Source organism: Thermoclostridium caenicola (genome assembly GCF_900142095.1).
GTDB classification, from domain to species: domain Bacteria; phylum Bacillota; class Clostridia; order DSM-8532; family DSM-8532; genus Thermoclostridium_A; species Thermoclostridium_A caenicola.
Genome location: NZ_FQZP01000065.1, coordinates 1 through 11484, shown reverse-complemented (window position 1 = coordinate 11484; position 11484 = coordinate 1). Strand labels below are relative to the sequence as shown.

The window sequence follows — 11484 nt, the reverse complement described above, 5'->3', positions numbered from 1 at the left end:
GAAAAACTTAATTCCACTATACTTTTTATATGCTTTTGCAAAACTAAATTCCGCTCTTTGCCTTCAAGGGGTGGAATTTACTTTTTCAAATGAGGATCATAGAATAAACACAGCTTTTTAAAATTGGGTATTGAGATTTGCTGAAATATGTTTTATAATAATCACTGTCGCTCGTCGGGGTGTAGCTCAGGTGGATGAGAGTGCTTGCTTGGGGTGCAAGAGGTCGCTGGTTCAAGTCCAGTCACTCCGACCAGGGAAAATCGCTAGAATAAACGGTTCTAGCGATTTTCTTTTTTCTTTGTTGATGGTAATTTGGCAGTAAATCTTTTTGCCTGTTTCTTCGTAATTGTTGTCAACGTTTTCCGAATTGAAAACAGACTCAGTTTGTATGCCTGCCGGCGCAAAAAAGCCGGTCCGTAAATCAACTGCCGGCCGGCTTTTTCAATTACTGTTATTCGTGCAGATGACCTGTCCTGTATCATTCTGGACGTCATCTTTCACGGCTCAATCACATGCATTTTCCATATTCCCATACCCGTCATCAGGCTCCGGGCCGTCATCAGCCGCGCAGGCTTCATATTGCCCGAAGGCTACCTCTTCCCCATCCAAATCGTCTTCTCTCCACTCCCTGGTATCCAAATGGGAACCTTCTCCCACCGGAAGGCTCTCAAGATGTTCAGGCTGGACCTTTAAATCATCAATATCATCTATATCCGGAACGACCCGCTCGCCGTTGAGGATTTGGATGATCTCATCCCTGGTCAGAAGCTTTTTATAGCCAAGGCTTTTCCACACACTCAGCATGGCCCGGTATTGGCCCATCATGACCTTGTAGCTGTCATGGTTGGGGATCCGTTTTCTCTGATGGAATTCCTTATACCTTTTCAGGCTGTACATGACAAATTCCGCGTAATTGAGTTCCCGCTCCTCTTCCTTGGCGTCAAATCCGGGGAACCTGACATCCTTTTTGCTGATGCCTTTTTTATCCCTCAGCTTTTTATAGGAATGCCACAGGCATCGGTACATTTCCAGGATATCGATGATCTCCTGGCACTGTTCCTGGCTCATCCCATCGTCGAGCCAGCTGATCATTTCGTCATAATGCAGGGAATACCCATTTTCGAGCATTTTGATGCGGACATTGTAACTTGAGGCTCCGTCCGGGTTCAGGATGGAGAGTATCCTGTACTGGTTTATCAGCATCAGCCTTTCCTTTTTGCTCAGCTCCATAGCAATACCTCCGCAACCAACCATATATTTCATTATACCATTTTTAAGCAACCGAAAATAATCTATTGCCTGGTTGTCAAATAAAACCATCCGGTTTTTTCCCCATTTTGCGCCGGATTGAATAATCTTCGTCGTTTTATAAAGACTAAATAGCGATTATTCCATAAAGAAAGGAGCATGCCATATGTCACAACAGATCAATGAATTGGAACTGCAAAATCTGCGGCATATGATCGGGGCTCATGATACCTGCATCAAAAAGCTGGAAACCTATGCGCAGCAATGCCAGGATCCCCAACTCAAACAGATGCTTCAGGCCGATGCCAACGACGCAAAGGCCAACAAACAGAAGCTCATGTCATTCTTGCAGTAAGGAGATGATGCTTTATGATGACTGAAAAGGATATGGTCAATGATTACCTGAGCTCCCTGAAAAGCAGCCTGACCGGTTATGCCAACGTCATATCGGAATGCAGCAACCCGGAATTGAGAAGGACATTCCAGCAAATGCGTGACGCTGACGAGCAGCGTCAGCAGAGACTGGCCCAGTACGCCATCCAGAAAGGCTATTACCAGCCTGCCGCACCGGCCCAGCCAAACCAGATACAGCAGGTATACTCCCAGCTGCAGGGCGGCCAGCAACAGCAGCAGGGTATGCAGAACAACCAGGGCATGCGGATGTGATGGCCCAAGGTTTATCGTTTACTTTCATACAGGAGGCAGGGTTTTCGCCCTGCCTCTTGTCATGCACCCCTGCCCAAAGCCATCCATCATCCGCAGCAGCCTGTCATGAACCTTACCCCTGCGTTTTCCCCGTCCCCTTCCCGGGTTTGATGAAGAACAGGGCCGCCAGTGCCGAAACAACAGCGGTACCGGCCAATACAACAAAAGCAAGGATCAGGTTCCACCCAAGCAAGAGGGAAATGGCCGGTGGGCCAAGGGCAACCCCCACAAGCCTTGCCCCGCTGAAAATGGAACTGATGGTGCCCCGTTGTTCCTTCCGGATCCCCTCCGTGATAAGGGAATCCAGGCAGGGCAGCGCGCATCCGATGCCGGTACTGGCCACCGAAAATATGGCCATGATAAGGACCAGGTTCTCCACAAAACCGACCCAGGCGACCGAAACAGCGGTCAGAAGGCTTCCGGCGAAGGCAACCCATTTCATGAGAATCTTATTGGAGCCGATTTTGATGCCTGTCACAAAGGACGCCACGCTCAGAAAAAGCAGAGGAATGGCCATGAGCAGGCCTTTCAGGATCCCGTCGAAATGGTACTTGTCTTCAAGGACCGAAGACAGGTAGAACAGATCGCCGAAATGGACAAACATGCAGATGAATCCCATCACAAAAACAGGGTACAGCCATCTTCCCTTTTCCCTGAAGATCTTCCCCAGCTCCCGCATAAAGTCCCGGAACCTCTGCTTTTGAACCTCGTCTCCCCCTTTTTTGACCCTGACCCAGATGATGATCAGGAAAACGGCGATTCCTGACAGCACGGGAATGGCAAGGAAAGGCGCAAACCAGGCCAAAAGCCCCAGGGCAGCGCCCAGAATCGGGCTCAGCACCTTTCCGATGGTGTTGGCGGTTTCAATGATGCCAAGCCCTTTGCTGACATCGGCTTCATCCCGGAACATGTCCCCCACGCAGGGGATGACCACGGGGAAAGCGCCACTGGCACCAATCCCCTGCAGGATTCTTCCCGCCAGTATCCAGCCATAGGGGTTCTGGAACCATAGGGCCGACAGACCGGACAGAAGGCCTCCGGCTCCGGTGATGATCAGGCTTGGCACCATGACCTTTTTGCGCCCGAACTTGTCGGAAAGGAATCCCGCCACGGGAATCAGCACAATCGATGCGATGGAGTAAACCGTAATGATCATGCTGGACTTAAGGTCATTGATCCTGAGGGACTTTTCAATCTGGGGCAGGACGGGAACCAGCATGGAATTTGCCAGGGTCATAACCAGCGGGATAAAAGCAAGGGCTGCCAGGTCTCGTTTTTTTTCCGGATTCCATATTCATCCTCCTCAAAATAGGCTCCTGTTTATTGTCCCTTTTTTTAAGGCATTCCATTACCGGCCCTGCCATTTTTTATTGATTTACAAGAACATATGTTCGGGTATAAAATAGAAAACGGGGTGACCGGTATGGAAAAAACCATCATGCATATTGATGTCAATTCAGCCTATTTAAGCTGGGAAGCGGCCTACCGCCTGCAACACGGGGAATCTCTGGACCTCCGGGAAATTCCCAGCGTGATCGGCGGCGATGAAGCAAGCAGGCATGGGATTGTGCTGGCCAAGTCCATCCCCGCCAAAAAATACGGCATCCAGACCGGCGAGACCCTTTTCTCCGCCCGGCAGAAATGCCCCGGTCTGGTGGTTGTCCCGGTGAACTACCCGCTCTACATGATGTGCCACCATGCTTTAATAAATCTTCTTAAGGAATTCTCCCCCCTGGTGCAGGTGTACAGCATCGATGAAGCCTTTCTGGATTATACGGGGATGGAGGCCGTCTGGGGCGATCCGGTGGAAGCGGCCCACAGGCTCAAGGACCGGATCAAGAACGAACTGGGCTTTACGGTCAATGTAGGAGTCTCCTACAACAAGCTGCTGGCCAAGATGGCCAGCGAACTGGAAAAGCCCGACAAGGTCCACACCATCCTGTCCAGGGAAGAAATGGTTCGCAAACTGTGGCCCCTGCCCGTCAGGGAACTGTTCATGGTGGGACGGGCAACGGCTCCCAGGCTGTACCGGCTCAACATCTTCACCATTGGCCAGCTGGCCCGGGCTGATCCGGAATTGCTCAGGCTTCACCTCAAAAGTTGGGGTCCCTTCATCCGCGATCTGGCCAACGGCATTGAGAACAGCCCGGTTTCCCCCGACGCCAGGCCGCCCATCAAGGGAATCGGCAACAGCACCACCATTCCCTTTGACGTGGATGATTTCGAGGATGCCCGGAAGGTGCTGCTTTCCCTCTGCGAAATGGTGGGCATGCGGCTGCGGCAGGCAGGGTTCTGCGCGCGCCTGGTATCGGTTTATTTAAGACAGGCCGATCTCACGGGCCAGTCCCACCAGAGGAAGTTTGCGGCTGCCACCGATCAGACCATGAAGATCTTTGAATATGCCCTTCAGCTCATGAAGGAGATATGGCCGGAAAGGCCCCTCAGGGGAATGGGTGTGCGGGTCGGCGAACTGGTCCCCAACGATCGCCTCCAACTGTCGTTCCTCGATCCCTACAACGGGAAGAAGAAGCGCCTCGATGAAACCCTGGACAGCCTGAGGATGCGTTTCGGCCCCAACGCGGTGATGCGGTCCTGCTTTGTTCAGTCCGGGCTGGCGCCTGTCACCGGCGGGGTGATTGAAAACTTCCAGATGATGTCGTCCATTCTCTGAGCCGGCCTTACCGGCAGCATACATGGGATTCCCGAGGCTGCGCAGCCGGCTGCGGTCGGCTGCAAGGATTTCCCGACATATTTCCCACGGTAAAGACGGGAAAGGCCAGGTCCCCTTTGGGGGAAACCTGGCCGTTTTGCGTTCAAAATAGCCCGTTTTTATTTATTCATACAGCCCGGCGGACAGATAGCGCTCTCCCGTGTCAGGCAGGATCACCACGATGTTCTTGCCCTTGTTTTCAGGTCTTTTCGCAATCTGCGCGGCGGCAAAGGCGGCGGCTCCGGATGAAATTCCCACCAGAAGCCCTTCGGTTTTTGCCAGCATTCTGGACGTTTCATAGGCCTCCTCATTCTTCACCTGGAACACCTCATCGAAGATGCCGGTGTTCAGCACCTTGGGCACGAATCCTGCCCCGATGCCCTGGATCTTGTGGGCTCCCCGCTTGCCCCCGGACAATACGGGTGAGTCGGCGGGCTCCACGGCAACAACCTTTACATCCTTGTTCCTGCTTTTCAGGATCTCCCCGACGCCTGTCAGGGTTCCGCCGGTTCCTACGCCGGCCACAAACACATCGACCTTTCCTTCGGTATCCCGCCATATCTCCTCGGCGGTGGTTTTTCGATGGATCTCCGGGTTTGCCGGATTTTCAAACTGCTGCGGAATAAAGGCATTGGGAATCTGGGCAGCCAGTTCCTGTGCCTTCCGGATGGCGCCGCTCATGCCTTCCTGGGCCGGGGTCAGCACCAGTTCCGCTCCCAGGGCCTTCATCAGGTTCCTTCTTTCTATGCTGAAGTTGTCAGGAAGGGTGATGATCAGGCGATACCCTTTGGCCGCGGCAACAAACGCCAGGGCAATCCCGGTATTACCGCTGGTGGGTTCTATGATGACCGTATCCTTGTTGATCAGGCCTTTTTCCTCGGCATCGCGGATCATGGCGTAGCCGATGCGATCCTTCACGCTCCCGGCGGGGTTGAAATACTCCAGCTTGGCGATAAGCCTTGCCTCCACCCCTTCAGCCCGGCTGAAGTTCACCAGCTCAAGCATGGGCGTGTTACCAATGAGTTCCGTCAGATTCTTCGCTATTCCTGCCATAATGTTTCACCTCATGCCAATTATACACCATTGATACCGGCTGCGCCCATCACCGGTTGAGTTCGAACCGCCTGATGATGCCTCCGCCCACGACCACATCACCGTCGTAGAAAACCACCGACTGTCCCGGCGAGACAAAGGGCTGCGGCTCCACGTACTCAACCATGACCTGGTCGTTCTCCAGGGGATGGAGAATGGCTTCCGCTTCCTTCTGGGAATAGCGGGTCTTTGCCCAAACCCTCAGGTTCCCTTCGGGCCTTTCGAGGGCGATATAATTGATCTGGTCGGCGTAAAAACGCTTCACCAGGGCTTTTTCCTTTGGGCCCAGAACGATTTCATTGCGCTCAACGTTCTTGTCGATCACGTAGAGCCGGGAATTGGCCGATATGCCAAGCCCCTTCCTCTGACCAATCGTATATTCAAAAATGCCCTTGCTCCTGCCCAAAACCTTTCCCGTTTCGTCCACGAAGACCCCGTCGGGGATCTCCTTCCTGGTGTAATCCCTGATGAAATCCGAATAATGGCCGCTGCGCACAAAGCAGATATCCTGGCTGTCAGGCTTGGAAGAGTTGACAAACCCCTTTTCCCGGGCAATCTCCCTCACCTGTTTCTTGGTATACTTCCCGAGGGGAAGCAGCAGCCTGGACAGTTGGTCCTGCCTGAGCATGTAAAGCACGTAGCTCTGATCCTTGGTATGATCCACACCCTTCTTCAAAAGGTATCTGCCCGTGCCTTCATCCTTCTCAACCCTGGCATAGTGCCCGGTGGCAATATAGTCCATTTCAAGCTGCAAGGCCTTGGCCAGCATGGCCTCAAACTTGATGTGCTGGTTGCACGCGATACAGGGATTGGGCGTTTCCCCATTCAGATAGGAATCCACGAAGTATTGGACCACCTTTTCTTCAAATAGGCTTTTCATATTGAGCACATAAAAGGGGATTCCCATCCTGAAGGCGGTGGCCCTTGCATCCTCCACGTCCTCCAGGGAACAGCAGGTCCGCGCGCTGACCTCCGCGTCGGCCGGTGCATCCCATAGCTTCAGGGTCGCACCGTAAACCTCATATCCCTCATCTTTCAAAATGGCGGCGGCGGTGCTGCTGTCAACCCCGCCGCTCATGCCAACCAGAACTTTTCCTTTCGACATTTACGTCTTCCTTTCAATGCATCACCCGGCTGCCTTCTCCAGCGCTTGCGCCAAATCCTCTATCAGATCGTCCGGATCCTCGATACCGATGGAGAGCCGGATCATGTCCGGAGTGACGCCTGCCGCCAGCTGATCCTCAGGCGACAGTTGGGCATGGGTCGTGCTGGCCGGATGGATGACCAGCGACTTGGCGTCCGCCACATTGGCAAGCAGCGAGAAAAGCTCCAGGCTTTCTATAAAACGTTTTCCTGCTTCTACGCCGCCCTTGATCCCAAAGGTAAAGATGGAACCGGCACCCTTGGGGAAGTATTTCTGAGCCAGGTCGTAATACTTGTTGCCGGGAAGGTTCGGATAGTTGACCCAGCTGACCTGCGGATGCTGGCTCAGAAATTCCACCACCTTTTTGGTGTTGGAAAGATGCCGCTCAACCCTGAGGGACAGGGTTTCAAGCCCCTGGAGCAGCAAGAAGGCGTTGAAGGGGCTTATGCAGGCTCCCGTATCTCTCAAAAGCTGTACCCTGGCTTTAATGATAAAAGCGGCCGGACCAAAAGCTTCCTTATACCTGAGGCCGTGATAGCTGGGATCCGGTTCGGTGAATCCGGGGAACTTCCCGCTTCCCGCCCAGTCAAATCGGCCCGAATCCACAATGACGCCGCCGATGGAGGTGCCATGCCCGCCAATGAACTTGGTGGCCGAATGGACCACAATGTCGGCGCCATATTCAAACGGCCTGATAAGATACGGTGTCCCAAAAGTATTGTCCACAATCAGCGGAATCTTATGCTCATGGGCAATGGCCGCAACCTTCTCAATATCGATAAGGTTGATGCCCGGATTTCCGATGGTCTCTATGTACAGCGCTTTCGTGCGGTCGGTGATGGCTTTCCTGAAGTTCTCGGGATCATCGGGGTCGACAAATACCGTTTTGATGCCGAGTTTCGGAAGCGTAACCGAGAACAGGTTGTAGGTGCCGCCATACAGCGTGCTTGCGGAAACCAGTTCATCCCCGCTTCCCATGATATTGAGGATGGCATAGGTGATGGCCGCAGACCCTGATGATGTGGCCAGGGCACCCACACCGCCTTCCAGAGCAGCCATGCGCTGTTCGAAAACATCGGTGGTAGGGTTCATGATGCGTGTGTATATGTTGCCAAACTCCTTCAGAGCAAAGAGGTTCGCCGCGTGCTCCGTACCGTTGAAAACATAGGATGTGGTCTGGTAGATGGGGACAGCTCTCGAACCGGTCGTTGGATCCGGTTGCTGGCCGGCGTGAACCTGAAGCGTGTCAAACCTGTAATTCTTCTTGCTCATATCGGTTCTCCTCCTTCATTCCTTGTCTAATCTCAGCTTATCCGTTCTCCCCCAAGGCGCCATATACGAATGAACCCCATCCTCCCGGAGGACAGGTTCAAAACAGACCGGAAGCAATGTTTTCCGGAATGGATATCCGGCATCCACCCCTTCCTGGTCGGTGTTTCCGCAAGGCTACCCCACGGAATTTAAACATATAATTCATATATGTTTTTATATAATTTACACCTCAGCCAGCACTTTGTCAACATCCATTTATAAGGCTGCCGTCCCTGTTTCGGAATAGCCGATCAGATCCTTCACAACCTCTCCGGCAATGATCAGGCCGACCACCGAGGGCACAAAGGAGATGCTTCCCGGGATCTGCCGCTTGCGGCTCTCTTCCTCGCTTTTCATGGGCTTAAGAGGCGGCTCGGTGGAATAAACCACCTTCAGGGAATCGATCCCCCTGTTCCTCAGTTCCCTGCGCATGACCTTGGCCAACGGATCCACCGATGTCTTGTAGATATCGGAAACCCTGAAACGGGTGGGATCCATTTTATTGCCGGCACCCATGGAACTGATGATGGGGATATTCCTCTTCCTGGCCTGAACTACCAGATCGATCTTGGCTGATACCGTATCTACCGCATCCACGATATAATCGTAGTCATCCTGGATCAAATCGTCGGAAGCGCCCGGCAAATAAAAAGCCTGGTGGATGGTGACCTCGGCCTGCGGGTTGATCTCAAGGATGCGCTCTTTCATCACTTCCACCTTGGGCCTTCCCAGGGTTTTTTGAGTGGCCAAAAGCTGGCGGTTGAGGTTGGTCAGACAGACCACATCGTTGTCCACCAGCACGAGTTTTCCAACACCCGCCCGGGTTAAAGCTTCAACCGCAAAAGATCCCACGCCTCCAACGCCGAAAACGGCCACTTTGCTGTGTTGGAGTTTTTCCAGGGCTTCCCTGCCAATCAAAAGTTCGGTGCGCGAAAATTCATGAAGCATTCACAAGACTCCTCAGTATATTTGCAGAAAGTATTATTTGAGTTCTCCCAGATTGTAGGGGGTCTCCTGGTAGACGTAATAGTTCAACCAGTTACAGAACAGCAGGTTGGCATGGCCCCTCCACTTCACGATGGGTTGCCTGTTGGGATCATCGTCGGGGAAATAGTTCTTTGGAATATGGATCTTCAATCCCTTTGCCACATCCCGATCATATTCCGATTTCAGTGTAAGCGGATCATACTCGGAATGCCCGGTAACGAATATCTGCCTGTCATCCCGGGACCTGATGATGTATAGGCCTGCTTCGTCAGATTCCGCCAGGATTTCCAGTTCCGGAACCTTTGCCACATCCTCCTTGCGCACCTCGGAATGCCTTGAGTGAGGAGCGTAGAACACATCGTCAAAGCCCCTCAAAAGCTTGACGTTTTTCACGCAGCACCGGTGCTCAAAGACCCCGAAGAGCTTTTCCTTCAGCGGATACTTGGGGATGTTGTAAAAATGGTAGAGCCCGGCCATGGCAGCCCAACAGATATACATGGTGCAATAGACGCGATGGCGGCTCCAGTCCATAACCGCTTTGAGCTCTTCCCAATAGTCCACTTCCTCGAAATCCATATGCTCCACAGGGGCTCCGGTGATGATCAGCCCGTCAAAGGCTTCGTCCTTGACCTCTTCAAATGTCTTGTAGAAAGTCCTCAAATGCTCCTCGGGCGTATTTTTGGAGGTATATGTCCCGGGATGCAGAAGAACGATGTCAACCTGGAGCGGTGAATTCCCCACCAGCCGAAGCAGCTGGGTTTCGGTCACGATCTTGGTTGGCATGATATTAAATATGGCAATTCTCAGCGGACGGATGTCCTGGTGAATCGCCCTTTCCTCGGTCATCACAAAGATATTCTCGTTGCTCAGGATCTCATATGCCGGCAGGTTATCTGGTATGTTGATAGGCACGACATTCACAACTCCTTATGGTTTCAGGTTTTCCCTGCAGATGGGCTGCGGTTAAATCTGATAATTTTACTGTGAATTAAGTTATGATTTAGATAAGATTATACCATGCTGTATTTCTTATTGCCAAGTGGCATTCACATATCCTGGATGTGGTCAGAGCGCTGTGCCGCCATGACCTTTACATACCAGACTCCAGCATCTTACCTCTTGCATCCGGCGTGAGCTGTTATTGCGCGCGCAGCGTCAGCGGAGCAAGGCAATCGCAATCAAGCTCAATATAAGCGTTTGGATGTCAGACGGTTATTATTGAAAGGGTATGAACTCCCTCTCCGCCTTGCGCCACTGGCGGTACAGGATGTAGAGACCGACAGCCCCTATGGCAGCGAGGCCAAGCATATCGGCATTGGGCGAAGGAATGAAGTCGTTGATGACCTGCGGCAGGCCGTTCCAAAGGCCGTGGAGGATCGAGACCGTCAGATAGGCAGAAATAACCCGACGATTGATATAGAACCTTCCGGATACGCTTTCATTCAGCAGCACTCCTGAAAAAATGGCCGTCCAGGTTCCATGGCCCACTGGTGCGGTAATCCCGCGCAACAGCGTGATCAGCACGGTATAGGACAGGCTGCCGCCGGTCTGCAGGAAAGCGGCAAAGGTGTAACCCGTGCTTTCAAAGGCGGCAAACCCCATCCCCGCTGCGGCGCCCAGTATGATGCCATCCTTGTAGGAGTTGTAGCGCCTGCGCCTTGCGATCATGACAACGCCGATGAGCTTGGCCAATTCCTCGATGAAGCCCACCAGGAAGGATGAACTGAAGGTCAGTTCGCTGATAAAGAACGGCTCAATCATCGCAGCGGTAATAGTACCAAGGAGGCCCCCATACAGGAAGCATAAGGCCGTAGCTGCCATGCTGACGCTGAATATGCCACGACGCTCATAGAAAAACAGGACAAAGGCTACCGGGACCAGGAAGTTCCCGATGAACACCAGCGTCGGGACAAGATGTGTGTTTCCCGTATATTGCAGGATCTTGAGCGTCGCGATATACAGGAGCGTGCCTGTTGCCAGAAGCCGCAGCCAGGCATCCTGCCTTTTTCTTCTGGGGGTGTAATTGAAAAAACCGTTACCGTCCACAGAAGCCTCCTTATCCGCATCCGCTATTTGGCCCGGTTTCCAGCCCATAGACCGGGTTTGCAAACATTGGCCGACATACGGGCTCTGATCATAGCATGGTCAGTTTGGCTGCTTTCATTCGATAAAACTGTTTTTCATGAAAATAAGGCTCTACGTCAAATGTTGGGGTTGAACCAAGTAAAATGAAGTAGCATATGTATTGTTGGCAGATGATCATCATAGATCATCTGCTTTTTTACAC

Annotated in this window: 11 protein-coding genes and 1 tRNA gene; 4 read left to right on the top strand and 8 right to left on the bottom strand. The window is 52.6% G+C overall.

All coding sequences use genetic code 11. The annotated features are described in order from the left end of the window. The first annotated feature begins 175 nt into the window (after positions 1-175). Positions 176-253, top strand: a tRNA-Pro gene (locus F3H12_RS12230). A gap of 251 nt (positions 254-504) precedes the next feature. On the opposite strand, the gene F3H12_RS12225 is transcribed toward F3H12_RS12230, so the two are convergent. Beyond that, positions 505-1230: a YfbU family protein gene (locus F3H12_RS12225; RefSeq protein WP_188118526.1), complete on the bottom strand. Its 726-nt coding sequence runs from the start codon at positions 1228-1230 to the stop codon at positions 505-507. 184 nt (positions 1231-1414) lie between these two features. On the opposite strand from F3H12_RS12225, the gene F3H12_RS12220 reads away from it, so the two are divergent. Both F3H12_RS12220 and F3H12_RS12215 read left to right on the top strand, forming a co-directional pair. After that, entirely contained in the window at positions 1415-1603 is a 189-nt protein-coding gene (locus F3H12_RS12220) for a hypothetical protein (RefSeq protein ID WP_149679602.1), read from the top strand. Positions 1604-1617: 14 nt separating this feature from the next. Continuing rightward, positions 1618-1914 carry a spore coat protein gene (locus tag F3H12_RS12215; protein WP_149679601.1) on the top strand — a complete coding sequence of 99 codons (297 nt, stop codon included), beginning with the start codon at positions 1618-1620 and terminating at the stop codon, positions 1912-1914. A 112-nt stretch (positions 1915-2026) separates the two neighbouring features. Here the strand turns inward: F3H12_RS12215 and F3H12_RS12210 are convergent, their stop codons facing one another. Continuing rightward, entirely contained in the window at positions 2027-3196 is a 1170-nt protein-coding gene (locus F3H12_RS12210) for an MFS transporter (RefSeq protein WP_279232002.1), read from the bottom strand. Between the two features lie 180 nt (positions 3197-3376). On the opposite strand from F3H12_RS12210, the gene F3H12_RS12205 reads away from it, so the two are divergent. Next, positions 3377-4624, top strand: coding sequence for a DNA polymerase Y family protein (locus F3H12_RS12205; RefSeq protein WP_149679599.1), 1248 nt, complete (start codon positions 3377-3379; stop codon positions 4622-4624). Between the two features lie 162 nt (positions 4625-4786). Here F3H12_RS12205 and cysK read toward each other — a convergent pair whose 3' ends face one another. The 6 genes from cysK to F3H12_RS12175 form a co-directional block, all read right to left on the bottom strand. Further along, positions 4787-5716, bottom strand: a complete 930-nt coding sequence (gene cysK, locus F3H12_RS12200) for a cysteine synthase A (RefSeq protein ID WP_149679598.1) — start codon at positions 5714-5716, stop codon at positions 4787-4789. Between the two features lie 49 nt (positions 5717-5765). Beyond that, on the bottom strand, positions 5766-6860 hold the full coding sequence (gene mnmA / locus F3H12_RS12195; RefSeq protein ID WP_149679597.1) for a tRNA 2-thiouridine(34) synthase MnmA: 1095 nt from the start codon (positions 6858-6860) through the stop codon (positions 5766-5768). A gap of 21 nt (positions 6861-6881) precedes the next feature. Further along, positions 6882-8171, bottom strand: a complete 1290-nt coding sequence (locus F3H12_RS12190; protein WP_149679596.1) for a homocysteine synthase — start codon at positions 8169-8171, stop codon at positions 6882-6884. Between the two features lie 255 nt (positions 8172-8426). Beyond that, positions 8427-9158 (bottom strand): tRNA threonylcarbamoyladenosine dehydratase, encoded by a 732-nt coding sequence (locus tag F3H12_RS12185; protein ID WP_149679595.1) that lies wholly within the window; start codon positions 9156-9158, stop codon positions 8427-8429. 33 nt (positions 9159-9191) lie between these two features. Next, the gene (gene metA / locus F3H12_RS12180; protein ID WP_149679594.1) at positions 9192-10109 is read right to left on the bottom strand and encodes a homoserine O-acetyltransferase MetA; all 918 of its coding nucleotides are present in this window, start codon (positions 10107-10109) and stop codon (positions 9192-9194) included. Positions 10110-10412: 303 nt separating this feature from the next. Next, entirely contained in the window at positions 10413-11243 is an 831-nt protein-coding gene (locus F3H12_RS12175; RefSeq protein WP_243133284.1) for a PrsW family intramembrane metalloprotease, read from the bottom strand. Positions 11244-11484: the final 241 nt, after the last annotated feature.